A 24,688-nucleotide genomic window follows, 5' to 3' on the forward strand; every position below is an offset into this window, starting at 1 on the left:
CTGAACGCCGGTGCAGTTACAGCATGATGGTCATCAGATAACCGATGAACAGCGCCAGGTGCGCAGCCCCGTTCAGGACATTAGTACGACCGGTCGAGAAGGAGATCTGACAGAGGATCAGCGACGCCATCATAATCACCATCTGCGGCGGCTCCAGCCCGAATATCAGCTCCTGTCCGGTCAGCGTGGCGATAATGGTCACCGCCGGAACCGTTAAGGAGATGGTCGCCAGCACGGAACCAAAGAACAGGTTCATGGCACGCTGCACCTGATTCATCAGCACGGCCTTAATCGCGCCCAGGCCTTCAGGTGAGAGGATCAGCAGAGCCACCAGGAAACCGGTGAACTGTGCCGGAGCATTCATCTCCGTCAGCAGGCTTTCCAGCGTGTTAGCGTTCATCTTGGTCACGGCGATAACCGCAATCAGATGCACAATCAGCCAGAAGGTGTGCCAGACGCTGCTGTGGGCTGAGGGTTTACCGTGATGCGGGTCACCATCATCGCTGTCGTCTTCATGCTCATAGACAAACAGATTCTGGTGAGTCTTCGTCTGGATCAGCAGGAAAACGCCGTACATCGCCGCTGAAATCGCAGCAATGAGCAGGGCCTGGGTGACAGAGAAATTACCGCCCGGCAGCGCATTGGGAAACACCAGCACCAGAATCGCCAGCGGGAAGATAGCGATAAGGTATTGCTTTACGCCTGCCAGATTAACGTACTGCGTCGCAAACTTATTCCCGCCCAGCAGCAGGGCAAAACCAACCAGCCCGCCGGTCACAATCATCACTATCGAATAGAGCGTATCGCGCATCAGGCCGGGTGCGGCATCTCCGGTCGCCATCAGCGCCGAGATCAGGCTCACTTCCAGAATCACCACCGACAGACTCAGGATCAGCGAGCCATAAGGCTCACCCAGCCGGTGGGCCAGAACGTCTGCGTGACGCACAACGCTGAATGCGCTGCTCAGAATGGCAACCAGTGCCAGTAAGTTGATACCGACCACGACCGGAAATGCGGTATTTGCACCAAAAAAATAGAGTATACCCAGCGTGATAATGGGAAATATCAGCGAGAATTCCTTGTGACGTGTTTTTTCATGTGAAGGCATTCACCATCCTCTCTGGTTAATGATTGTCCGGACGCAGCGGATGCTGCAGTTAGAAATATAATCAGTTTTAAGGCAGGGCGCAGTTTATCTTTTCACCGGTCCGGGCGGGAAAAATTTACTGCTCTTTACTTAAACACAATACCGGGCCGAAGGGGAGTTAACCTGAGGTTATCTCAGATATTGCAATATTAATCAGGCAACAACAATCTCCGTTTTTTTGCCTGGCCGGGATTAATCTGCCGAATATTCTGCAAATCATTGCGATTTGCAGGGTCAGATTCTGCTTTTTGTGATGAAGCGGTGATAAGTTGCTGTTTGTGTTTTTCCTGTCCTGCGCCAGGCTTAGTATGAATCCATAAAAGCAGGAGTTGTTATGCCTTACTCTAACCGAGCCGACTTACCTGACAATGTAAAACATGTGCTTCCCGCGCACGCGCAGGACATCTATCAGCAGGCCTTTAACAGTGCATGGGATCAGTATAAAGAGGCTGAAGATCGACGCGGCGATGACTCACGGGAAGAGGTCGCGCATAAAGTCGCCTGGTCAGCCGTGAAGAAAGAGTATGAAAAAGGCGATGACGATAAGTGGCATCCTAAGCGTTAATTCGGCGGCTAGCCTGTTCTCACCAAAGGGCCAGGATTATCTGGCTCTTTTTTTCGTCTGTGCTATCAGGTTTATCTGGTTTTTTTTAACCTGCGACCGGAATCACGCTTGAAACCCCGCGCGTAAATAGATTACTGTCATTTTAATGAACGAAACGCAGCGCCATTTTGGCGGTCGTGTTACAGGAGCCATTCTGCAGGACGCTGTTGAAGTTGAGGAGGTCGCATTGCTTACCCGGGAATTTCTATTAAAAGCGGATTGTAAAACATCGTTCGGGGATATCGATGAGACGCTGCTCTGGAGTTGCGAGCAGCGCGCGGCCTCGCTGGCAGCCACGCTGGCCTGCCGTCCCGATCACAGCCCGGTATGGATCTTTGGTTACGGCTCGCTGATGTGGAACCCGATTTTTGAGGCGGATGAAGTGGCCTCTGGTTCGCTGGAGGGCTGGCATCGCGCTTTCTGCCTGCGGTTGATTGCCGGACGAGGCACTGCCACGCATCCTGGCCGCATGCTGGCGCTGAAGCAGGGTGGCCGCACGACCGGACTGGCGTTTCGTCTGCCGGAAGCGCGTTTGCATGAAGAGCTGGCCCTGCTGTGGAAGCGTGAGATGATCACCGGTTGCTATCTTCCTACCTGGTGTGAGCTACAGCTGGAGGATGGCCGCAGCGTAACGGCACTGACCTTTATTATGGACCCGCGCCATCCGCTTTATGAATCGGACTCCTGCCCGGAGGCGATTGCGCCGCTCATCGCCGCCGCGAGCGGGCCGCTGGGATCGAATGCGCAGTATCTGTTTGCGCTGGAAGAAGAGCTGACCCGGCGCGGCATGGAAGAAGAGAGTCTGAGTCGGCTGGCGCATCAGGTGCGGACGCTGCAGCAATCCTGCCTCAGGCAGGCCTGAATCCTGCTACAGATAACAAAAGGGCGCGTCCTCATGACGCGCCCTTTATTGTCTGTGCCGCGGATCTCCGTGGCCTGCCTGTTAATCCGGTTAGCTAGTTGCCGGGATTGATCAGCCAGGTGCCGGGCTTATCGATAGTCAGGGATTGCGTGTGCATCTCACTGCCATTTTTAACGTCGATTTTATAGTGTCCCGCCGCCAGATTCAGCGCGGCAAATCCGCTGCTGCCAGGTTTGAGCTCAACCGGCTGCCCATTAAGCACCACGCTTTCACCGACCTCCAGCTTAAGATAAACCGTCGCCAGCGCGGCGGGTACCGCAGCGGCGGGCGGGATCGATGCGGGGGCCTGGGTCACGGCTGCGGGAGCGTTAACCCCCTCCGGTGTCGCACTGTGGCGATTAGCCAGCCAGACGGCGACGACAACCGCCACAAGGGCGACGGCAGCCAGCCCCAGCAAGCCTGGCGACAGCCGCCGCACCGTGCGCGGCGTGACGGGCTCCGCTGACGCTGCAGCATGATTCATCGCCATCACCACTGGCGGAGCCGCCTCAACCGGCTCCTCCACGGGCAGAGCAGGCGGTTCGCCCGGCACCGGGAAGCTGTTTACCACGGCCTCCACATCACTGACCGGCAGATCAATCAGCGCCGCAAACGCATCAATCGTTTGTGGACGATCGCCGGGTTTCATGGCCAGCGCACAGTCAATGGCATGCAGCAACGGCAGCGAGTAGCCTTCAGGCTGGCGCTCCACCAGCGGCTGATAATTATCTTCAATGCAGCGCACCACACTGACTGGCGGTGGATTGCCGGTAATCAGGCTATGCAGCACCGCGCCCAGCGCGTAAATATCGGTCCAGGGCCCCTGTTCGACTTCACCTTCTTCGCTGTACTGCTCAATCGGCGCAAAGCCAGGTTTAAGCATGATTTCAGTTTCGTCAGAGAGGTTGCCTATCTCTTTACGCGCCGACCCGAAGTCCAGCAGTACCGGCAGCTGATTCTCCTGAATCTGGATATTGTCGAGTGAGATATCACGATGCAGATAACCGGCCTGATGGATGGTGCTGATGGCCCCCAGCAGCGGCGGCAGCAGGCGGCGGATCCAGGCTTCAGAGATCGATGCCGGGCTGGTCAGCTGCCACTCTTTCAGCGTCATCCCGCTGTAGTAAAGGGTGCCCATGTAGGCGGTGCCGTTCTGCTCCCAGAAGCGCAGCACGTGCAGCAGTCCGGGATGATTAAAGCGGGCCAGCAGTCGTGCTTCCTGAATAAAGCTGGTCAGCCCGGCATTAAATAGCTTCTGGAAACGCTCACCGCGCAGCTCCAGCGTTAAATCGGCGGCACGGACTGCCAGCGACACCGGCATATACTCTTTAATGGCAATAGTACGTTCAAGCTGGTGATCCCACGCACGATAGACGATGCCGAAGCCGCCGCCTCCGATCACTTCCTTGATCTCAAATTCATTAAAACGGTATCCGTCAGGCAGGGCATTCGGAACGGTTTTCGGATTATCATTTGCCGACATAGTGAACTCTCTGTACACGGCCTGCTCGTCAGGCTGCGCGGTAATTAATTGATGTTACGCCAGGCACCAATGGCAGGATCGACCAGATCCGCGTGCAGGGTGTCAATGAGTAACACATTCACTTTTTGCTGTGGCATGAAAGAGGGCGCCCACTGGCTGCGCAATGTATCGACTCGCGATTTCACAGCGTCAGCATCCTGCTGCGCAGCATTCTTATCCATCTTTATTAACAACGCTCCATTGAAGCGCCAGACATGTTGCCGGGCATCAAAAGGCAGTACCAGCCAGCTATCCGGCGTATCCGGGCGTGTCACTATCATGCGCTGATTATTTGCGGCGATAACCTCCAGCTTACTGTCCGGAATAGCCAGATTAGCGATGGGGTAACCCTGATAAAAGGTGACCGCCACCGGCGTAGGGTGATCCGGTGTCGCCAGCGTCAGTTCACTTTTGCCTTCTGCCCAGCCATCCGGCGAGCACTGCTGCTTGCTGACATCGGGTATAAACAGGGTCTGCGCGTTCTCATCCCAGGCGGTGCGAAAATGGCAGCCGCTCGGAAGATCGAAATGTTGCAACGGCGTACTGTTCGCGGGCCGTGACAGGTCGAGCGGGGCAGCATTGCTGTCACTGGCGCTGGCTGTAGCATCTGCCATCACAATGGGTCGCCAGTTCTGCAACTTGCTGGCGCTGCCGCTGGCCAGCACGCCCCCCTCTTTACTGGTCATCTGCCACGGCAGTTCGTCCAGTAAGCCGCACTGATTCGCGAGCAGGGTGCCTACGCGCGGTAAAAAGGTGGTCAGCACGGACGAATCCTTACTTTTGCCAGAGACGATGCGCAGCGGCAGCGTCTCTTTACACCAGTCGTCAGGCGCTTTACTCACCACATTATCGATGTAGACCTCCAGCGCCAGGCTGGGGGAATAGACCACACGATAATTTTCAGCCTGGGCGTTAAAGGCACTCAGCAGAGTGATGATGCCGGGCAACCACAGTTTCATAAGGATCCTTGGAATCAAAAACGAGGCGGCAGAAAGCGCGCCGAATCAGCCAGTGAATAGAGCAAGGTTGCCTCCTCCGGCTCACCAATCCAGACCGCCAGTGCGCTGAGATTATCTTTCTTAACGTTGCGGCTCACCGCCTGTTCCATCAGAGCCAGCCACTCTTCGCAGGCATTGACCATGCGCAGAGCCTGTTCCATTTCAACACTGGTCAGGTTCAGCCAGAAGCCATCGGTGCAGACCAGAAAAGCGTCACCATCCTCCAGCGCAATTTCCTGCGAAAAGCTGACTAAGCGAGGCGGCTCAGCGCCGAGCGCATTATAAAGTAAATTACTGTTAATGCCGGTATTTTCATAGCCCGCTTCTTTCATCTGCTGGGCCAGACTGTGGTCACGGGTCACCTCGTGAAGCACACCCCGCCGGAAGTGGTAAACCCGGCTGTCACCCGCGTGCGCCCACCATGCACGCTGTTTCTGGCGGTCAATAAACAGGGCTGCCAGCGTGGTGCTCATGCGTGAAAATTTCGGATTTTTACCCTGTGCTTCCTGCAGCGCTATGCGGCACTGCTCGACCGCCTGGCGGGTACTTTCCGGCGTAAAGTCGGTCTGCGCCTGTATCTGGCTCAGCAGGGTGTCGCGCACCAGTTGCGCCGCCATTTCGCCGCCGGGCAGACCGGCCACGCCATCGCAGACCACAAAACAGGCTTTGCGCTCATCCAGTTCAGCACCCGTGCGATCCTGATTCTCATCGCGCAGCCCCTGCTGACAGCGGCTGGCAAAAACGATTTTCATGCGTCATCCACCCGCGTCTGAGAATCCTTATACTGATTCACCTCCATGTCATAGGCATGAAGGAAAGCTTCACCAAACAGCGTATGGAAATCATCTTCGATTTCACCGGCAGTGCGCTGGTAATTACGGGTGAAGTAGTCCCACAGCGCCGCTTTTTTCACGGTGGAAAACGGCAGTTTTGACACCAGGCCATCGGCGCGCGCCTGCTCTTCCAGCCGCTGCGGATTAAAGGATTGCAGCATCGCCGCGATAATGGCGCGAATGCCGGCGATCATGCCCAGCTGGTGGGCCTGCAGATCGACCAGCGCATCACGCACGGCCTGTTCCGGCGGCATAAAGCCGGGCATCTGGCTCTGGTACATCTGCATCAGCACGGTTTTGCCGGAGGGCAGAATCTTGAACGGGTTGTTGGCCTCATTCAGAATCATGGTCATGTCCGCTTTCACGCCACGTTTGAGAATAGAACGTGAAGATAGCAGCGCCACCGTGCCCTGGGAAAAGAGGCTCAGCATCCGGCCGGTAATGCGCATCTGCTCTTCGTCAACCGGCGTGGCGTGGCCGTTACTGAGGCCCATGCCGTCCAGCAGGGCGGCGATAAGCCGATCCTGATCCACCGGCTGTGCCGCCAGCGCCCGACGCGGCTCGCTGGCCTGCGGATCGATCGCCAGCCGTGCATCATTGTGACGCTCGTGGCGTGACGGCGGCACATCATTGACCAGCAGCCGGTCCTCAACGTCATGATGTTCATGAATGCCCAGAGGATTCGCAGGCTGGGCGCTGTCACCCGCAAACAGCGCCAGCGGATCGCTCTGCGCGCTCTGGCAGGCAGGATCGCGCACTTCCAGCGCATAATCACCGATGCGCAGGGCGTCGCCATGCTTCAGCAGCACCTGCATGCCGCGACCCAGCGTGATGCCGTTATGCTCGACCGGCGTTACGCTGCCCTGGTTGGTCAGACGGCATTCCCCGTCATGGGACAGGTGAACCAGCGCCTGCAGACGCGAAATAGCCCGTGTCTCATCTGGCAGCACCAGATCGTTGTCCTGACTGCGGCCAATGGTGCCGCCAGGCGGCTGAAACGCGACGCTTCTGACCGGAACATCCGTAGTGCATTGCACAATGGTAAATTGCATGAGTTATCCCAGATTGAACGGCAAACGCATCCGGCCTCACTCGAACATCGGAGGATAGAGGCCATTACGTCCCGGCTGAGAACCTGCCGCCGGGTTAAACAGTAACGAAAACAGTTGCGCCGTGAGGTTGCCGCTGTGCTTGTGGGTCGCATGGGCAAAACCATCACTGCGATTACTCCACCAGTAGCTCATGTGCTGCTGAGGGTCGAAACGTTCGGCCACTTCACGCCAGCTCAGCGTGCAGGGCAGATCCTGAAAACCGATCACATCCATGATTTCAGAGGGCTTCCTGGCGGGCACCAGTAGCGGCGGCAACGCCTGTATCTGCTGTTCTAACTGCTCGCCGTTCAGCGGCGTCTGAACGGCCCGTAACAGGGTCGCGCCCAGATCCTGAAACCAGTCACCGGAGATGGTCAGCTGAGCCGGATGCCACTGCGCCAGCGGAAAGCTGTGCAGTGCCAGCAGCGGCCAGGCGCGCCCGACGCGGTCACAGGAGGGCAGCAGACAGCCCATCTGGATGTGTGGCCGGGTCGCGGTCACCGGCAGGACAAAGTTCCAGACCGGCGCGTGGAGAAAGTTCGCGCTCCAGGACCAGGCCTGCTGATGCCAGTGCATTAATCCCTGCTGGAACCAGTGATTCCACGGGCTGATCTGTTGCTCGCTCAGACGACGGTGCAGAAAGTCACCGGTCGACGGCAGCTTGCCATACCAGCCGGGGGCCGTGTAAGCAGCCATGTTCACCTCACCATTACTCGCTCTGCGAGTTTTCTCGCGGGGCCGGGTGCAGCGGTGCTGCCGCCAGCACGCTGCCCGCCTGGCCCGCCATTTTCAGATTGTCCGCCAGCTTGCGCATCATCAGTGCATTATCACGCGCATAAGGCGATGACTGAATTTGCTGATCCAGCAACTGGCTCAGGTGCCAGTCAAGTTGCTGCAGATCGCGGGCGCTTACCGTATCGGGCAGCGAGCGCTGTAAGTTCTGCAGCAGCCAGGCCCGTAAAAATTCACCATCGTAATTGCGCGGTTGATAGAGCATCTGATAGGCGCGCAGCGCATTGCGGCTGTAGGCGTTATCATCACCCGGATCGTTGCGCAGGATGTTGGTGATCTGCTGTGCCACACGCGGCAGCAGCAAAGACTTAAGCGCATTTTGATAAAGCACCCAGGCGGCATCGCTGACCTGACTGCCGCGATACAAGCCAGCACGCATAGTAAGCGGTGGATTATCGAGAGAAAAACGTTCCGACAGCGGCAGCTTCACCAGGTTATTCAGAAAGGGTAGCAGATCAAAAATATTATCAGCAGGCTGATGAATCACCTGCTGACTCTGCTCACGAATGGCCGGAACACGTGCAGCCACCTGCTGAAGATAGTGCTGATTCTGGTAGTAGCTGATGCTCCAGAGGCTGGCGGCAATCAGCAACGCGCCTGCCAGTACGCCGTAGCCAATCCAGTGGAACAGCTGGTTGCGATACTCCCAGCGACGGTTGCTGCCCGCCAGGCCGCTCTCTTTAAAGATCAGATTGCTCAGCAGATCACGAATAAAGAAGCTCTGGCCTTTGTTGCCGGGAATCGGACTGTTGCGGTTAACGCTGTCCCAGGCGGCAATGGAGTGCTCGCCCGCCTGACGTAACTGGAGTTTACGGCTCAGTTCACCCATCACCCGATCAAACGGCAGGCCTTCCTGCGTGCCGCTGGTGAAGAAAAGGCCGCGTGGGCTCCAGGCAACGGCATCCTGATGATCGGAAAAAACAATATCCAGATATTCATTCAGCAACGGACGCAGCGAGGCAAACTCCTGCGGAAAGAGGAAGCATTCAGCGCGCTCATTCAGGTCACGCTCCTGCGTCATCTGCTCCGCCAGCTGCTGCTGTAGCTGCGCTTCCAGCCGCTGAAACTGCTGGCCAAAATGACGATGCCAGTCATCTTTGTGCGGCTTGCTCAGCTCCCGGTTAAACGTAAAGCCCCAGATAGCATCACGCCGCGCTTTGTCTATGTTGCCAAAATAGCTCATAAAGCCTTTCAGCAGATCGGTTTTGGTCACCATCACATAGACCGGGAAGTGAATGCCGGTCTGCTGATGCAGTTCCGCCATGCGCTCACGCAGCGCACTGGCCTGGGCGAAACGGGCTTCGGCAGAATCACTCAGCAGATCGGCAACGCTGATGGTCATGATCACGCCGTTAATCGGCTGGCGGGTGCGATAGCGTTTCAGCAGATTGATAAAACTGTGCCACTCTGCGGCATCGCGCACGCGCTGGCTCTCCTGCAGCGCGTAACGTCCGGCGGTATCAATCAGCACCGCGCTGTCGGTAAACCACCAGTCGCAGTTGCGGGTGCCGCCGACGCCACGAATCGCCTGTTTGCCCAGCGTATCGGTCAGCGGAAAATCGAGGCCCGCATTAAACAGCGCGGTCGTTTTACCGGCACCGGGCGCACCCATCACCAGATACCAGGGCAACTGGTAGAGGTAATGGGCATTAAAGCGCGACAGCAGGCTCCCGCTGTGACGCCGGCCAAACTGGGTGCGTTTCAGCTGCAACACCGCTTCGCTGAAGCGCTGATTAAGCCGCTCTTCAGTCATCTGACGTTCCGCCGGATCGTCAGTTTCCGCCTGCTGAAGCTGAGTCAGTAAGCGGCTGTTAAACCAGGCACGATAAAGCGACGGGATCAGCTGAAACAGGATCCAGAGAAAATAGAGAGCGCTCACGGTGAGCTGGCGAGGCAGCACCGGTTCCAGGGGACGCGACTCGCCCCATGACCAGAACGGACCCAGCATCCAGACCAGACAGCTGAGCGCCGTGACGCCAATAAAACTCCACAGCAGGCGATGCGTTAACAGCAGGCGAAGGGACGCGCGCATTATTGTGCTCCTTGATGATTACTGAGCGTTTCAGGCGCGGCAAACAGGGTGATTTCAACGCGGCGGTTGCGGGTCCGGTTTTCGCTGCTGTCGTTGGGCAGCAGCGGGTCGCTGTCGCCCCGGCCTTCAGAACGCACCGTATGACCTTCCTCCAGCTGTGACTGCAACAGCTGGGTGATGGCACGGGCGCGGGCAAATGAGAATTCATAGCTGGAGGCAAAGCGGCTGTTATCCACCGGATGATCATCGGTAAACACGGACACCAGAATGGTGCCTTTCACATCTTTCATCGCGGTTGACACGCGGGCCAGCAGCGCACGGCCCACCGGATTGATCACCGTACCCTGCTCAGCAAACAGTTTGTCGGCCGGGATAATCACTTTGCTGCCAAAGGCACCGTCGCTGACTTCGAGCTGTCCGGCAGCGATGACATCATTCAGGCGCTGACGCAGATCGAGCAGCGCCTGCGGGGAAGAGGGACGGCGGCCCGCAGTAATCTGCGGCAGCGGCGTCTGGTAGATGGTGCGCAGCAGCGGTTCGGCAGCATTGCCGAGACGCCAGTTCAGGCCGCTGTAAATCAGGCAGCCAATCAGCGCGACCAGCATGGCGCAGGCCCAGAGCGGCACCATCGGACGGGCAAGGGTACTGACCAGCGGATGGACCTCGACCAGCGGCGGTTGCGGCGTCTGGCGCTGGGCGCGCGTCTCGTCAATCAGGCTTTTCAGGCGTTTGCGAATGCCGTCGCACTGGGCGCGGCCATTTTCACTGCCGCGATAGCGGCCTTCATAGCCCAGCAACAGGCAATATTGCACCACTTCCAGCAGCCAGAGGTGTTGCTGAGGACTTTGAGAAATGCGTGACAGCAGCTGAAAGAATTTTTCGCCGCCCCAGCTTTCATTGTGAAAGGTCACCAGCATGCCGTTGCCTGACCAGACGCCACGGGTGCCCCAGGGGGTTTGCGCCGCAGCTTCGTCCAGCGCGCTGCAGATGCAGTAACGTGCGCCGATAATCATCTCAAACGGCAGCCCTGCCTGTTTACAGCGTTGTTCAAACTGGCGGATTTCATCGATCAGAGACTGGCGCAGACCCGCAGGGTCGTCATGAGTAGCTGCCTGACGAATTTGCACCACCGCGTTCAGCAGTGGCGCAGCAGCCTGAAGTAATAGATTCTCATTGCCTGAGGGGGTTGCCTCACGCGCAGGGGATTCCACAGTCATTAATTCGTGATCTTCCAGCCAATGGCAAATCCCTGTACCCGCAGCACAGGACGGTGCTGCGGGCAATATGCGCCGGATTTCATATTCAGTCTAAGATCCAGGTCGCGGTATCGTTAGTCCGACAGGCTTTACTCGCGCCGCCGACGGCAACGCAGACCTGTTTCGCTTTGCGCGGACGGGGACGATCGCTCTGCACCGTGGCATCGTAACGACTGCTCTCTACGCCCGCTTTTAACGGCACATAGCCAATTAACGGGCCATCAGCCTGGTCAGCAATCGCCAGCCAGTTGTGTTCCACATTACCTAATACTTCAAACGGTTTACCCGTTTCGAGATAGCGAACCACTTTGCCGCCGTAATCCGGCGAGGTCATGACCGAGGCACCATAGAGCGCCCGCCAGGTCTGATTGACCGGCTCAAATTCAGTCGGTGCCGCGACAGCGTGTCGATGGACCAGTTTGACGCCGTTAATTTCGCTGGTGACCAGCGTATCGTCAGTGACGGGCGGCGGCGGGGCCTTACAGCCTGCCAGGGTAAGTACCGCCAGCAGCGTTAACGCAAGACTCTTTTTCACCATGTTCCTCGTGATCTCATCAAAGTATCTGCATATTGCCGGGCCCGATGCAGGAGACGCTGTTTTTCGCGCCGCATCGTGCCGAAAGTCTGTTTTTCAAAAAAAGTTCAGATTACATCAGGATAGTTACGCGTTTAGTCTACCTAAGACTTTTGAGAATTCAAACCATTGCACCCACTGGCGATGCGTGATAGCACGCGCTTTGGGGGCGGGCCGCGGTATAAGAAAAGCGCCAGACAATGTGATAGTTAAAGCGAACTGAATTATCGCAGGGACAAACTGCATGAGAACATTGCAGTGCATTCTGACATGCAATGGATCCGATTGGAAACTATTAAGACTTTCTAATCGTTAGTTACCGATAAAATTTATCCCTTCAGCGAAAGAATCTTATCAAAATCAGAATTTACGCGCCTGATACGCCCTCCTTTTTTCCGGAAAGCGGCACGCCTTTTGCTTCAGAAACCTTTTAACGGTGAAGAGGTGAGCAATGAGTGATGCCCTGACCTGGCTGCAGGCATCGCGTGACAGCGATATTGCCAGCCTGCAAAGGCTGCTTGAGACCGGCGAGCTGATGGCTGCCGTCAGTGAGCTGGTTCATCGGCTGCAGCGGGAACGCGGCGCAAACAACCTCTGGATCTGCTCAGACGGCGCGCTGTTCAGCGCCGAGCGTCACGCCCGTCAGCAGGAGGTCAGCGCCGGTCTGCAGCACTTTTATCAGGCGCTGCCGCACGCCCTTGCACAGCCCGGCTACAGCCGCTTCTGCAACCTGATTGCCGCGGCCCTGCAGGCGCTGGATGGACTGCCCGCGCTGCGTCTGCAAATCAGCCAGCGTGAGCGGGATCAGGCTGCGGTGATGGCCGCCTTTAATCAGATAATCCGCACCCTACTTAATCTGGTTTTTGAGGCAGCGGACACCGCCAGCCATCCCGATATCTCCCGGGCGCTGATCGCGCTGTTCAGTTTTATGCAGGGCAAAGAGCTGGCCGGACAGGAGCGGGCTATCGGCTCCGCTGGCTTTGCGGCGCGGCAGTTCACGCCTGAACAGCGCAGCCAGATGGTGGCGCTGATTGCAGCTCAGGAGCAGAGCTTTACCATTTTCCGCGAGTTTGCCGACAGCGCCGCCTGTGAACGCTGGCAGCCGCTGGCCCAGGCCTGCCGGGATATTGAACGGCTGCGGCGTATCGCCTGCACCGGTGGCCAGTATGATGAGACCTTCGCGCTGGCGTGGTTTTCCCTGCTTTCCGGGCGTCTGGACCAGATGAAAACCCTGGAGGATGCGCTGACGGCCACGCTGATGCAGCGCTGTCGTGAGGCGATTAATCAGGCGCAGCAACAGGCGGCGTTTACGGTGGCGCAGGGCGACAGCACCTTTTCACTTTACGTCTCCGGGGCTGACTGGCTGCCCGGTGCCGCTGCACTCAACAGCGATGGCCTGGCCCCGCAGCTCGGCCGCTCGGTACTGTCGCTGATTGGTGAGCAGTCGCAGCGCCTGCAGCAGCAGGCGGATGAACTGGCGTCGATGCGTGCGTCACTTGATGAACGACGGGTGATCGATCAGGCCAAACACTGGCTGATGCAGCAGCAGGGTTTTACCGAAGAGGCCGCCTGGCAGGCGCTGCGCAAAAGTGCAATGAATCAGAACAAGCGGGTACTGGAGATTGCGCAGGCGGTGCTGGCAGTAGCGAAGACCCTGGGTAACTAACCCGGATGAGGTATCTGCACAACCTTTGTGCGTGATCTGCGTCAGAAATGTGCAAAAACGGTTAATTTTCCAGCACTGCATCCCCGCAGGCCGGGGTTATCGGTGCTTCAGCAATCTGGCACACCCTTTGCTTTAACCTTACAGAGAGTACGCATTGCTCCTGCCAATGGCGGTGGGATCAGTGCTTTGGATAAAGGCGTCCATCCGCAGGCTTCGGCTTGTCGGAGGACGCCTTTTTTTATTTCTGTTCAGGGGCAACATGATGAGCAAAACGCCATTTTCACTGACACGACGTCAGGCGCTGATCTCCGGGGCGGCGCTGGGTGCAGCCTGGATCGTTCCGGGTTTACGAAATGCAGTCTGGGCAGCAGGATCCGACGCGCCAGAAAAAGCGCAGGTGCGGGTCGGTTTCATTCCGCTCACCGACTGTGCGCCAGTGGTTATGGCGTCGGTGAAAGGTTTCGACAAAAAGTATGGCCTGACGCTTGCGGTCAGCAAAGAGGCGAGCTGGGCGGCGGTGCGCGACAAACTGACCTCCGGCGAGCTGGACGCGGCCCATGTGCTCTACGGCATGATCTACGCACTGCAGCTTGGCGTAGCGGGGCCGCAGCACGACATGGCGAACCTGATGACGCTCAACCACAACGGCCAGGCGATCACCCTGTCGAACCAGCTCAAAGCAGGCGGCATCACCGATGCGGCCAGCCTGAAAAAAGCCGTTGATAGCGGCCCCAAAGGCAGCCTGACCTTCGCGCATACCTTTCCCACCAGTACGCACGCCATGTGGCTCTACTACTGGCTCGCCAATGCCGGTATTCATCCGTTTGACGATGTGCGCACCGTGGTTGTGCCACCGCCGCAGATGGTGATGAACATGAAGATCGGCAACATGAGCGGCTTCTGCGTCGGTGAGCCGTGGAACCAGCGTGCCATCAGCGACAACATTGGCTTTACCGCGGCCACCAGCCAGCAGATCTGGCCGGAGCATCCGGAAAAAGTGCTCGGCACCCGCGCACAGTGGGTGAAAGAGAATCCCAATACCGCCCGTGCGCTGACCGCTGCCGTGCTGGAGGCAGCACGCTGGATCGATGCCTCAGACGATAACCGCCGTGAAACCGCGCAGGTGTTAGCCGGACGGGCCTGGATCAACACCAGAGTGGAGACGTTACAGGGGCGCATGCTCGGCCAGTACCAGAACGGCCTGGGTCAGACGTGGCAGGACGCCCATCCGATGCGCTTCTTCGACAACGGCAACGTCAGTTTTCCGTGGCTCTCGGACGGGATGTGGTTCCTGACGCAGATGAAACGCTGGGGCCTGCTCGCCAGCGATCCTGACTACCTTGCCGTGGCCCGCCAGATCAACCGCATCGACATTTACAAACAGGCCGCCAGCGCCGTCGGACAGATTGCACTGCCCGCCAGTGAGATGCGCAGCAGCACCCTGATTGACGGCAAAGTCTGGGATGGCAGCAATCCTGCTGCCTACGCCGCCAGTTTCGCCATTAAACGTTAAGAGAGGTTGTTATGAAAACTGACGCGCGTGCGCTGGCTCAGCCGGTGCAGACTCACAACAGTGCCACCGTTATTCCGTTACAGGTCACCCCGAAAGCCGCCGTTCGTCCGGCGCGTCTGCGGCCGCTGTTGCAGCGCTGCATTCCCGCAGCGGGCGGCCTGCTGCTGCTGGTGCTGGTGTGGCAGATCGCGGCCCTGTCAGAACCCTCTTTTCCCTCGCCATACGCCACCTGGCAGGCGGCACAGGTGCTGTTCGCTGACCCGTTTTACAGCAATGGCCCCAACGATCAGGGCATCGGCTGGAACGTACTGGCCTCGCTGCAGCGCGTGGCTATCGGCTTCGGCCTTGCTGCGCTGGTCGGCATTCCGGCAGGTTTTCTGCTGGGGCGCTTCACGTTTACGGCGCGGATGTTCAATCCGATTATCGCCCTGCTGCGGCCGGTGAGTCCGCTGGCCTGGCTGCCGATTGGACTGCTGCTGTTTCAGCGCGCTGAACCTGCTGCCAGCTGGACCATTTTCATCTGTTCAATCTGGCCGATGATCATCAATACCGCCGAAGGGGTGCAGCGCATTCCGCAGGATTACCTCAACGTGGCGCGGGTGTTACAGCTTTCTGAATGGACGGTGATGCGCCGGATCCTGCTGCCCGCCGTGCTGCCAGCGGTGCTTACCGGGGTACGCCTCTCGATCGGCATCGCCTGGCTGGTTATCGTCGCTGCCGAAATGCTGACAGGCGGTTTGGGCATCGGTTTCTGGATCTGGAACGAGTGGAACAACCTCAACGTGGCAAACATTCTGATCGCCATTCTGATTATCGGCGTCGTCGGGCTGCTGCTGGAACAGGCGCTGATGCTGCTGGTACGTCGTTTCAGCTGGGAAAAATAGGGGAGAACACCATGCAACACATTATTCGCGTTCAGCAGGTCAGCCAGCGTTTCAACACCGCCAGCGGCGAGTTTCTGGCGCTGGACAACGTCAGCTTTGATATCCATGAAGGGGAAACCCTGAGCCTGATAGGCCATTCCGGCTGCGGCAAATCAACGCTGCTGAACCTGATTGCCGGATTAACCCGTCCCAGCAGCGGCGTGCTGCTGTGTGATAACCGCGAAATCACCGGCCCTGGCCCGGAGCGCGCCGTGGTCTTTCAGAACCATTCGCTGCTGCCCTGGCTGACGGCGTTTCAGAACGTTGAGCTGGCGGTGCAGCAGGTGTTTAAAGGGCGCTTCAGCAAAGCGGAGATGCGCGACTGGATCGAGCACAACCTTAACCGGGTGCAGATGAGCCACGCCATGCACAAGCGACCCGGCGAAATCTCCGGCGGCATGAAGCAACGCGTTGGCATTGCCAGGGCGCTGGCGATGAAGCCGCGTGTGCTGCTGCTGGACGAGCCTTTTGGCGCGCTGGACGCCTTAACCCGCGCCCATCTGCAGGACAGCGTAATGCGCATTCAGCAGGAGCTGAACACCACCATCGTCCTGATCACCCACGACGTGGATGAAGCGGTGCTGCTCTCCGATCGGGTGCTGATGATGACCAACGGCCCGGCGGCACAGGTCGGCGAGATCCTCACTGTCGACCTGCCGCGCCCGCGCTCGCGGGTGGCGCTGGCAGATGAGCCGCGCTACCACCAGCTGCGGCAGAAGGTGCTGCATTTTCTTTATGAAAAACAGACTACCGCGGCGTAAGGAGCAGACCATGAGGCAACGGTTGCTGGTGATAGGCAATGGCATGGCGGGGATGCAGATGGTGGAGAGCCTGCTGCAACGTGCGCCGCTGCGTTACGCCATCACGGTCATTGGCCGGGAGCCGCACGGCAACTACAACCGCGTGCTGCTGTCGCCGGTGCTGGCGGGTGAAACGGCCTTTAGTGACACCCTGATCCACGATCGTGACTGGTATCAGCGGCAGGGTGTCACGCTGCTGACCGGTGAAACCGTGCAGCAGGTCGATCTGGCGGCCCGCACGGTGCAGACCGATCAGCGCCAGCTTGGCTGGGACAGGCTGGTGTTTGCCACCGGTTCACAGCCCCGTCTGCCTGCGATACCGGGCATTGATGCCCCTCACGTACTGGGCTTTCGCAGCATCGCCGACGTCAATCAGCTGCTGGCGGGTCAGGGACCGGTGGTGGTACTGGGCGGCGGCTTTCTCGGCATTGAAGCGGCGGCGGCACTCCGCGCCAGGGGACGGACGGTGACGCTGGTGCATCACAAACCCTGGCTGCTGGATCGCCAGCTGGATGCCAAAGCGGGCGAACTGCTGCTGACGGCATTAGAACAGCGCGGCATTAACTGCGTGCTGAACAGCGGCCTGACGGCGATTGACCGGGCAGGCGTAACGCTGACCCGCGGGCATCACTGCGCCGCCACGCAGGTGTTGATCGCCATTGGCGTTGAGCCGGAAGCCACGCTGGCCCGGGCGGCGGGCCTGGCGTGTCAGCGCGGCATTCTGGTGGATGGTCAGTTGCGCACCGCCATTCCCGATGTTTACGCCGTGGGTGAATGCTGCGAAATCGCGGGCGAAACCTTTGGTCTGGTCGCACCCTGCCTGGCGCAGGCGCAGGTTCTGGCGGCGCAGCTGGCGGGATCGCCACAGGGCGATTTTGTCAGTGAGCCGCTGGCAACACGGCTTAAAGTCAGCGGCATTTCGCTGTTCAGCGCGGGGGAGATCCGCGAAGCGCCGTCCATCAGCAGTTTTGATCCACTCTCCGGCCACTATCGCCGTCTTTTTCTTCGTCAGGGCCGCCTCTGTGGCGTGCTGCTCTCTGGCGACACCCGGCAGGGCGCGGCGTGGCTGGCGCGTCTGCAGCGCGCCGAACCTGTCACGCTCGCTACCCTGTTCGACAACGATCAACCTGAACCGCAGCCGCAGGCTGCAGAGAGTCCTGAGATGAGTAAACCGGTTTTAGCCGTGATAGGTCACGGCATGGTCAGTCACCACTTTCTTGAGCAGCTGGTTGCCCGTGACCTGCATCAGCACTATCACATTGTGGTGTACGGCGAGGAGCGCCAGCAGGCTTACGATCGGGTGCATCTGTCGGACTATTTCAACGGCAAAACGGCGGCCGATCTTTCGCTGGTCAGCGCGGACTTCTTTACCCTGCACGGCATTGAACTGCGCAGCGGCTGCACGGTCGTGAACCTCGATCGCCAGCAGCGCAGCCTGCGCGACAGCGCGGGCAATGAGCTGGCGTGGGATAAGCTGGTGCTGGCGACCGGCTCACGCGCCTTTGTCCCGCCGGTGCCGGGCCACGACGGTGAACGCTGCTTTGTTTATCGCACGCTGGACGACCTTGATGCGATTGCCGCCTGCGCCCGCCAAAGCCTGCGTGGCATTGTGATCGGCGGCGGGCTGCTGGGTCTGGAAGCCGCCAATGCACTGAAGCAGCTCGGGCTGGAAACGCACGTGGTGGAGTTTGCGCCGCGCCTGATGGCGGTGCAGCTTGATGAGGGCGGGGCATTGATGCTGCGCCAGAAGATTGAGGCACTGGGTGTTACCGTTCACACCTCAAAACAGACCGAGCTGATCGAACGTCAGCCCGACGGCAGTGTGGTGCTGCGCTTTGCCGACGGCAGCAGTTTACCCGGCGATCTGGTGCTGTTCTCCGCCGGTATCCGGCCGCGGGATGAGCTGGCGCGTGAGGCGGGCCTGACGCTTGGACCACGCGGTGGCATTGAGATTAACGACAGCTGCCAGACCAGCGATGAGAACGTATTTGCTCTTGGCGAATGCGCCCTCTGGCACGGTCAGATTTTTGGTCTGGTCGCGCCAGGTTACCAGATGGCGCGGGTGCTCGCCGGACATCTGGCGGCAGAACCCGCCGCCTTCAGCGGTGCCGACATGAGCACAAAACTGAAGCTACTGGGTGTGGAGGTGGCGTCGTTCGGTGATGCTCATGGCCGCACGCCAGACAGCCAGCACTATCACTGGACTGACGGCCCCAAAGGCATCTACAAGAAAATCGTGGTCACTGCTGACGGCACCCGGCTGCTGGGCGGCGTGCTGGTCGGCGACAGCAGCGATTACGCTACGCTGCTGCAGATGATGCTGAACGATTTACCGCTGCCAGCGGCACCCGAAAGCCTGATCCTGCCTGCACTGGCCGGTGTGCCGAAAGCGCCCGGCGTCGCGGCGTTGCCCGACAGCGCCCAGGTCTGCTCCTGTCACAACGTCAGCAAAGGCGACATCTGTGCGGCGGTACAGGCCGGATGCGGTGAGATGAGCAGCATTAAGCACTGCACCAAAGCGGCCACCGGCTGCGGCGGCTGTGCGGCGCTGGTGAAGCAGGTGATGGAGTATGAGCTGGAAAACCTTGGCGTCGAGGTGAAAAAAGATGTCTGCGACCATTTCAGCTATTCGCGGCAGGAGCTCTATCATCTGGTGCGGGCCGGGGAGTTCAGAACCTTTGATGCGCTGCTGGCGTCGCACGGCCAGGGACAGGGCTGCGAGATCTGTAAGCCGCTGGTGGCGTCGCTGCTTGCCTCCTGCTGGAATGATTATCTGCTCAAACCGGCGCATCTGCCGCTGCAGGACACCAACGATCGCTACTTTGCCAACATCCAGAAAGATGGCACCTATTCCGTGGTGCCACGCGTGCCGGGGGGAGAAATCACGCCAAAGGGGCTGATCGCCATCGGGGAAGTGGCAGCGCGTTACGATCTCTACACCAAAATTACCGGCGGCCAGCGTATCGACCTGTTTGGTGCGCGGCTTGATCAGCTACCGGCTATCTGGCAGACGCTGCTCGAAGCCGGTTTTGAAACCGGTCACGCCTACGGCAAGTCGCTGCGTACCGTGAAGTCCTGCGTCGGATCGACGTGGTGCCGCTACGGCGTGCAGGATTCAACCGCCTTCGCCATAGCACTGGAGAACCGTTACAAGGGGCTGCGTGCGCCGCATAAGATCAAGATGGCGGTCTCTGGCTGTACCCGCGAGTGTGCGGAAGCGCAGAGCAAAGATATCGGGGTGATCGCCACCGAAAAGGGCTGGAACCTCTATGTCTGCGGCAATGGCGGTATGAAACCACGCCACGCCGATCTCTTCGCCAGCGACCTCGACGACGCCACGCTGGTGCGCTATGTCGATCGCCTGCTGATGTTTTACATCCGCACCGCCGATCGTCTGCAGCGCACCAGCGTCTGGATGGACAATCTGGAGGGCGGTCTGGACTACCTGCGGCAGGTGGTGATTGAGGACAGCCTCGGGCTGGGTGCAACGCTGGAGCAGGAGATGCAGCGGGTAGTGGATGCCTGGCAGTGCGAATGGCAGACCACGCTGGCCGACCCGTCGCGTCTGGCGCTGTTTACGCCAACGGTCAACAGCGACCAGCCTGATGAGACGCTGCACTACAGCCGGGTGCGCGGTCAGCGTCAGCCTGAACCCGTGGCGGCTCGTCCGCTGTTACAGCTGCCCGCCGAGCCGTGGAGCGCGGTCTGCTCGCTGGAAGCGATTCCGCCAGAGGCGGGAATCGGGGCGCGACTCGGCAGCGAGCGTGTTGCGCTGTTCCGCTTTGGCGACGCGCTTTATGCGCTGGAGGATCGCGAGCCTGGCTGCGATGCCAGCGTGCTGTCACGCGGGATTCTGGGGGATGTCGGCGGCGAGCCGGTGGTGATCTCACCGCTTTACAAGCAGCGGGTGCGGCTGCGTGACGGGCAGAGTCTGGATAATCCACAGCACCAGCTGCGTTGCTGGCCGGTGAAGCTGGAAGCGGGGCAGATCTGGCTGGCAAACCGTCCGCAAAATCCGCTGGCGCAGGCATCATGAACAGCACCTGTCCCTATTGCGGCGTGGGTTGTGGCGTCTGCGTCACGCCGCAGGACAATCATCAGACAACGGTGAAGGGCGATCCGTACCATCCCGCCAACGCTGGCCGGTTGTGCGTTAAAGGCGCGGCGCTGGGGGAGACGCTGACACCGCAAGGTCGTCTGCTGGCAGCCGAGGTTAACGGGCAGCGCGTCAGCCTTGATGCGGCGCTGGATGCGGCGGCGGCGGGATTACGTGCGGTGATCGATCAGTATGGTCCGAAGGCGGTGGCATTTTACGGCTCCGGCCAGCTGCTGACGGAGGATTACTACGTCGCCAATAAGCTGATGAAGGGCTATATCGGTGCCGCCAACATCGATACCAATTCCCGGCTCTGCATGGCGTCGGCGGTGGTCGGCTACCGGCGGGCGCTGGGGGCGGACGCGGTGCCCTGCTGTTATGAGGATCTGGAGCAGGCCGATCTGGTGCTGCTGGTGGGATCCAATGCCGCCTGGGCGCATCCGGTGGTCTGGCAGCGGTTGATGCAGGCGAAGCTGCAGAGACCGGCGATGCAGATTGTTGTCCTCGACCCGCGCCGTACCGCGAGCTGTGACCAGGCCGATCTTCATCTGCCTCTGCGGCCCGGCAGCGATGCGGCCCTGTTTTCCGGTCTGCTGAACTGGCTGGTCCGGCACGATGGCATGGATGCCAGTATGCTGCCGCACCTGAATGGCGTGAGTGAAACACTGGCCGCCGCCGCGCAGTGGGATGTCACGCGGGTTGCGCAGGCCTGTGATTTAACCGAGCAGCAGGTGACGCACTTTTTCCAGCTGTTCAGCCAGTACGATCGGGTGCTGACGCTGTGGTGCATGGGGATTAATCAGTCTGCCACTGGCAGCGACAATAACCAGGCGATTCTTAATCTGCATCTGCTGACGGGCAAAATAGGCCGTGCAGGCTGCGGGCCTTTTTCGCTGACCGGACAGCCGAATGCGATGGGCGGGCGTGAGGTGGGCGGTCTGGCGAATCAGCTGGCGGCGCACATGAGTTTTACGGACGAGGATTGCGATCGGCTGCAGCGTTTCTGGCGCAGTCCGGCGATGGCCCGTGAGCCGGGACTGACCGCGCTGGATCTGTTCAGGGCGATTGCGGACGGTGAGGTGAAGGCGGTCTGGATTATGGGCACCAATCCGGCGGTGTCGATGCCGGAGGGCAACCGGGTGGCACAGGCGCTGGCGGCCTGCCCGCTGGTGATTGTTTCAGATGTGATGGCGCAGACCGATACCAGCGCCTTTGCCGATATTCTGCTGCCCGCCCAGGGGTGGGGTGAGAAGAACGGGACCGTGACCAATTCAGAGCGGCGTATTTCGCGTCAGCGCGCTTTTGTCAGCGCACCGGGCGATGCCCGCCCTGACTGGTGGCTGCTGGCGCAGGTAGCGCAGCGGTTAGGTTTCACTGAGGGGTTTGCCTGGCAGCATCCGTCGGCGATTTTTCGCGAACATGCTGCACTGTCGGGGTTTGAGAACGGCGGCAAGCGGGCGTTTGATATCAGCGGGCTGGCACAGTTGAGCCAGGCCGAATGGGATGCGCTGCGTCCGGTGCAGTGGCCCGTGAATGCCGATCATCCGCAGGGCTGTGCGCGGTTGTTTGGCGATCGCCGCTTTTTCCATCCGGATGGAAAAGCCCGGCTGCTTGTCCCGGCAATACCCGATTTTGCACCGCAGGATGCGGCTTATCCGCTGTTGATGAATAGCGGTCGGGTGCGCGATCAGTGGCATACCATGACGCGGACCGGGCTGGTGCCGCGTCTGATGCAGCACTGTGATGAGCCGTTTGTGGCGCTGCATCCCGCTGACGCCGCACGCTATGGCGTGACGGCAGGCGGTCTGGCGCGGGTGCAGTCGGTGCAGGGGTGGATTAGTGCGCGCGTGCGCGCGGATAACGGGATGCGGCGCGGTGAGCTGTTTGTGCCGATGCACTGGAACCGGCAGTTCAGTCAGCAAAGTCACGTTGATATGCTGGTCGCCGCCCGGGCCTGTCCGTTTTCAGGGCAGCCAGCGCTGAAGCAGACGCCGGTGCGGATTTTGCCGCTGACGGTGAGCTGGCAGGGCTGGCTGTGGCAGCGCAGGATTACGCAGCCCGCAGGTTTGCGCTACTGGTCGCGTGCGCCCTATCCGGCAGTGCAGCGCTATGCGGTTGCAGGCGAGGGCTCGCCGCAGGATTGGCTGGCGGAACAGGGGGAGGTGTCAGGTTGTGATTTGCAGGTTGCCAGCGGCAGCGGCTGTGATTATCGGGTGCTGGCCTGGCATGACGGTGAGTTGCAACTGGCGTTTTATGCCGGTAGCGCGTTGCCGTTGCTGGATAGCGCGTTTGTCGCGGCGGCCTTTGTTGATGCGCCGCAGGATGCTGCCGGGCGACACAGCCTGCTGGCGGGTCGGGCGATGCAGCACAGCGCGGCGGGCCGGATTATCTGTAGCTGTATGGCGGTGGGTGAGCAGACGATTTTGCAGGCAATCGCGCAGGGGTGTCGCAGCACTCAGGCATTGGGCGAGAAGCTGAAGTGCGGCACGCAGTGCGGCTCCTGTATTCCGGAGCTGAAGCAGTTGTTGCTGTCCGACGTGGTAGTGGAGGAATGATGACGCGAGCAATTGATTCTCTGGATAAGTTACTGACCCCGGCCGGTGTGGCAAAGCAGCAGGGTGCGGTGTGGCTGGTGGGTGCCGGGCCGGGTGATGTGGCGTTGCTGACGGTGAAGGCGTTGCGGTTGCTGCAGGGCGCTGAGGTGGTGGTGTATGACCGGCTGGTGAGTGAGGCGGTGATGGCGGAGGTGCCGGAGAGCGCGTTGTGTATTGATGTGGGTAAGCAGCCAGGGCAGCACGGACTGAAGCAGGCGCAGATTAATCAGTTGCTGGTGGATCTGGCGCGCAGCGGGCGTGATGTGATTCGGCTGAAGGGGGGCGATCCGTTTATTTTTGGTCGCGGTGGCGAAGAGATGGTGAGCCTGCAGGAGGCCGGGGTCCGCTGTGAGGTGGTGCCGGGGATTACGGCCGCCGCAGGCTGTGCGGCGGCCAGCGGGATTCCGTTGACGCATCGGGATTGCGCGCAGTCGTTGCGGTTGATTACCGGGCATGGCCGGAGCGGCGAACCGCAGCTGGATGCCGCAGCGCTGGCGTCGGTGAATCAGACGCTGGTGTTTTATATGGGGCTGAGCTGGAGTGCGTCGATCAGTGCGCAGTTGCAGGCGCAGGGACGTGATGCAGATACGCCGGTGGCGATTATTGAGAATGGCACCCGGCCGGATCAGCGGGTGCTGATTACCACGCTGGGTGGGCTGGCGGAGACGGTGGCGCAGGACAAGCCTGTGTCTCCGTCGTTGCTGATAGTGGGTGAGGTTGTGCGGTTTTATCGGGCGGATTTGCAGGGGCGGGGTGGGGAGACCGGTGCGGATCTCGGAAACCGTTGCGTCGTGCAGGAAAGGCCTGCTTAGGTGAATAGGGTGAGCTGATCAGCTGATGGCCGGTGCGTCTGTGAGACGGTGCGTCGCGCAGGAAAGGCCTGCTTAGGTGAATAGGGTGAGCTGATCAACTGATGGCTGGGTGCGTCTGTAAGACGGTGCGTCGTGCAGGAAAGGCCTGCCTGACCGCAAAGGGATCCCGCATCCCTGCGGATTGGGCTCGCCATCCCTGGCTCGCACACTTTGCTCTTCAGGCAGGCCTTACCTGCACGTTTGGCAGCGGTGCGGCGTTCAGAGGACGCGGGGCTGGGTAAGTGCGGGGTGGGTGAGAAGGCAGGAGCGGTTTGGTGCATCGCGCAGGAAAGGCCTGCCTGACCGCAAAGGACCCCCGCATCCCTGCGGACTGGGCTCGCCATCCCTGGCTCGCACACGTTGCTCTTCAGGCAGGCCTTACCTGCACGTTTAGCATTGGTGCGGCGTTCGGAGGGTGAGGGGCGGGGTTGTGCCGTATCGGCATGTTTCACCAGATGTGCTGCACGGGCCTGGCTCCCTGCACAGAGAAAAGCG

At 59.8% G+C, this 24,688-nt stretch carries 18 protein-coding genes; 9 read left to right on the plus strand and 9 right to left on the minus strand.

Annotation, left to right across the window (positions count from 1 at the left end; translation table 11 throughout):
• Positions 1-16: 16 nt before the first annotated feature.
• Complete coding sequence (chaA, locus tag N5J69_RS00005) at positions 17-1,108, minus strand: sodium-potassium/proton antiporter ChaA (RefSeq protein WP_279767210.1); 1,092 nt, start codon at positions 1,106-1,108, stop codon at positions 17-19.
• Between the two features lie 373 nt (positions 1,109-1,481).
• Between chaA and chaB the strand changes: the two genes are divergently transcribed.
• Entirely contained in the window at positions 1,482-1,712 is a 231-nt protein-coding gene (gene chaB / locus N5J69_RS00010) for a putative cation transport regulator ChaB (protein ID WP_279767212.1), read from the plus strand.
• A 226-nt stretch (positions 1,713-1,938) separates the two neighbouring features.
• Positions 1,939-2,613: a gamma-glutamylcyclotransferase gene (locus N5J69_RS00015; RefSeq protein WP_167493432.1), complete on the plus strand. Its 675-nt coding sequence runs from the start codon at positions 1,939-1,941 to the stop codon at positions 2,611-2,613.
• A gap of 94 nt (positions 2,614-2,707) precedes the next feature.
• On the opposite strand, the gene N5J69_RS00020 is transcribed toward N5J69_RS00015, so the two are convergent.
• The 8 genes from N5J69_RS00020 to N5J69_RS00055 all read right to left on the minus strand — a co-directional run bounded on the left by N5J69_RS00020 (position 2,708) and on the right by N5J69_RS00055 (position 11,714).
• On the minus strand, positions 2,708-4,135 hold the full coding sequence (locus tag N5J69_RS00020; protein ID WP_279767213.1) for a serine/threonine-protein kinase: 1,428 nt from the start codon (positions 4,133-4,135) through the stop codon (positions 2,708-2,710).
• Between the two features lie 44 nt (positions 4,136-4,179).
• The gene (locus N5J69_RS00025; protein ID WP_279767216.1) at positions 4,180-5,133 is read right to left on the minus strand and encodes a hypothetical protein; all 954 of its coding nucleotides are present in this window, start codon (positions 5,131-5,133) and stop codon (positions 4,180-4,182) included.
• A 14-nt stretch (positions 5,134-5,147) separates the two neighbouring features.
• Positions 5,148-5,924, minus strand: a complete 777-nt coding sequence (locus N5J69_RS00030; protein ID WP_279767218.1) for a PP2C family serine/threonine-protein phosphatase — start codon at positions 5,922-5,924, stop codon at positions 5,148-5,150.
• The gene (gene tagH / locus N5J69_RS00035) at positions 5,921-7,057 is read right to left on the minus strand and encodes a type VI secretion system-associated FHA domain protein TagH (protein WP_279767219.1); all 1,137 of its coding nucleotides are present in this window, start codon (positions 7,055-7,057) and stop codon (positions 5,921-5,923) included. The genes N5J69_RS00030 and tagH overlap by 4 nt, the downstream gene beginning before the upstream one ends.
• A 36-nt stretch (positions 7,058-7,093) precedes the next feature.
• Positions 7,094-7,792: a type VI secretion system-associated protein TagF gene (gene tagF / locus N5J69_RS00040; protein ID WP_279767221.1), complete on the minus strand. Its 699-nt coding sequence runs from the start codon at positions 7,790-7,792 to the stop codon at positions 7,094-7,096.
• 13 nt (positions 7,793-7,805) lie between these two features.
• Positions 7,806-9,920 (minus strand): type VI secretion system membrane subunit TssM, encoded by a 2,115-nt coding sequence (gene tssM, locus N5J69_RS00045; protein WP_279767222.1) that lies wholly within the window; start codon positions 9,918-9,920, stop codon positions 7,806-7,808.
• Positions 9,920-11,137, minus strand: a complete 1,218-nt coding sequence (gene icmH, locus N5J69_RS00050; protein ID WP_279767223.1) for a type IVB secretion system protein IcmH/DotU — start codon at positions 11,135-11,137, stop codon at positions 9,920-9,922. Before icmH ends, tssM begins: the two co-directional genes overlap by 1 nt.
• A gap of 85 nt (positions 11,138-11,222) precedes the next feature.
• Complete coding sequence (locus N5J69_RS00055) at positions 11,223-11,714, minus strand: SH3 domain-containing protein (RefSeq protein WP_279767224.1); 492 nt, start codon at positions 11,712-11,714, stop codon at positions 11,223-11,225.
• A 487-nt stretch (positions 11,715-12,201) separates the two neighbouring features.
• On the opposite strand from N5J69_RS00055, the gene N5J69_RS00060 reads away from it, so the two are divergent.
• The 7 genes from N5J69_RS00060 (at position 12,202) to cobA (ending at position 24,154) form a co-directional block, all read left to right on the plus strand.
• Complete coding sequence (locus N5J69_RS00060) at positions 12,202-13,416, plus strand: nitrate regulatory protein (protein WP_279767226.1); 1,215 nt, start codon at positions 12,202-12,204, stop codon at positions 13,414-13,416.
• Between the two features lie 262 nt (positions 13,417-13,678).
• On the plus strand, positions 13,679-14,929 hold the full coding sequence (locus tag N5J69_RS00065; RefSeq protein WP_279767228.1) for a CmpA/NrtA family ABC transporter substrate-binding protein: 1,251 nt from the start codon (positions 13,679-13,681) through the stop codon (positions 14,927-14,929).
• An 11-nt stretch (positions 14,930-14,940) separates the two neighbouring features.
• A complete protein-coding gene (ntrB, locus tag N5J69_RS00070) occupies positions 14,941-15,813 on the plus strand; it encodes a nitrate ABC transporter permease (RefSeq protein WP_279767230.1) in 873 nt (290 codons plus the stop codon).
• An 11-nt stretch (positions 15,814-15,824) separates the two neighbouring features.
• On the plus strand, positions 15,825-16,613 hold the full coding sequence (locus N5J69_RS00075) for an ABC transporter ATP-binding protein (protein ID WP_013357640.1): 789 nt from the start codon (positions 15,825-15,827) through the stop codon (positions 16,611-16,613).
• 10 nt (positions 16,614-16,623) lie between these two features.
• Complete coding sequence (nirB, locus tag N5J69_RS00080; protein WP_279767232.1) at positions 16,624-20,688, plus strand: nitrite reductase large subunit NirB; 4,065 nt, start codon at positions 16,624-16,626, stop codon at positions 20,686-20,688.
• On the plus strand, positions 20,685-23,303 hold the full coding sequence (locus N5J69_RS00085) for a nitrate reductase (RefSeq protein ID WP_279767233.1): 2,619 nt from the start codon (positions 20,685-20,687) through the stop codon (positions 23,301-23,303). The genes nirB and N5J69_RS00085 overlap by 4 nt, the downstream gene beginning before the upstream one ends.
• Positions 23,303-24,154, plus strand: a complete 852-nt coding sequence (cobA, locus tag N5J69_RS00090) for a uroporphyrinogen-III C-methyltransferase (RefSeq protein ID WP_279767234.1) — start codon at positions 23,303-23,305, stop codon at positions 24,152-24,154. The genes N5J69_RS00085 and cobA overlap by 1 nt, the downstream gene beginning before the upstream one ends.
• Positions 24,155-24,688 lie beyond the last annotated feature (534 nt).

It is taken from the genome of Pantoea sp. GD03673, assembly GCF_029844725.1.
Taxonomy (GTDB): domain Bacteria; phylum Pseudomonadota; class Gammaproteobacteria; order Enterobacterales; family Enterobacteriaceae; genus Pantoea.

Excerpts from the sequence above, each read along its gene's own strand:
- N5J69_RS00085 (WP_279767233.1), top strand. The coding sequence starts at position 20,685 with ATGAACAGCACCTGTCCCTATTGCGGCGTGGGTTGTGGCGTCTGCGTC.
- N5J69_RS00060 (WP_279767226.1), top strand. The coding sequence starts at position 12,202 with ATGAGTGATGCCCTGACCTGGCTGCAGGCATCGCGTGACAGCGATATT.
- nirB (WP_279767232.1), top strand. The coding sequence starts at position 16,624 with ATGAGGCAACGGTTGCTGGTGATAGGCAATGGCATGGCGGGGATGCAG.
- chaB (WP_279767212.1), top strand. The coding sequence starts at position 1,482 with ATGCCTTACTCTAACCGAGCCGACTTACCTGACAATGTAAAACATGTG.
- cobA (WP_279767234.1), top strand. The coding sequence starts at position 23,303 with ATGACGCGAGCAATTGATTCTCTGGATAAGTTACTGACCCCGGCCGGT.
- N5J69_RS00025 (WP_279767216.1), bottom strand. The coding sequence starts at position 5,133 with ATGAAACTGTGGTTGCCCGGCATCATCACTCTGCTGAGTGCCTTTAAC.
- N5J69_RS00065 (WP_279767228.1), top strand. The coding sequence starts at position 13,679 with ATGAGCAAAACGCCATTTTCACTGACACGACGTCAGGCGCTGATCTCC.
- tagH (WP_279767219.1), bottom strand. The coding sequence starts at position 7,057 with ATGCAATTTACCATTGTGCAATGCACTACGGATGTTCCGGTCAGAAGC.
- ntrB (WP_279767230.1), top strand. The coding sequence starts at position 14,941 with ATGAAAACTGACGCGCGTGCGCTGGCTCAGCCGGTGCAGACTCACAAC.
- N5J69_RS00055 (WP_279767224.1), bottom strand. The coding sequence starts at position 11,714 with ATGGTGAAAAAGAGTCTTGCGTTAACGCTGCTGGCGGTACTTACCCTG.
- N5J69_RS00020 (WP_279767213.1), bottom strand. The coding sequence starts at position 4,135 with ATGTCGGCAAATGATAATCCGAAAACCGTTCCGAATGCCCTGCCTGAC.
- tssM (WP_279767222.1), bottom strand. The coding sequence starts at position 9,920 with ATGCGCGCGTCCCTTCGCCTGCTGTTAACGCATCGCCTGCTGTGGAGT.
- N5J69_RS00075 (WP_013357640.1), top strand. The coding sequence starts at position 15,825 with ATGCAACACATTATTCGCGTTCAGCAGGTCAGCCAGCGTTTCAACACC.
- chaA (WP_279767210.1), bottom strand. The coding sequence starts at position 1,108 with ATGCCTTCACATGAAAAAACACGTCACAAGGAATTCTCGCTGATATTT.
- tagF (WP_279767221.1), bottom strand. The coding sequence starts at position 7,792 with ATGGCTGCTTACACGGCCCCCGGCTGGTATGGCAAGCTGCCGTCGACC.
- icmH (WP_279767223.1), bottom strand. The coding sequence starts at position 11,137 with ATGACTGTGGAATCCCCTGCGCGTGAGGCAACCCCCTCAGGCAATGAG.
- N5J69_RS00030 (WP_279767218.1), bottom strand. The coding sequence starts at position 5,924 with ATGAAAATCGTTTTTGCCAGCCGCTGTCAGCAGGGGCTGCGCGATGAG.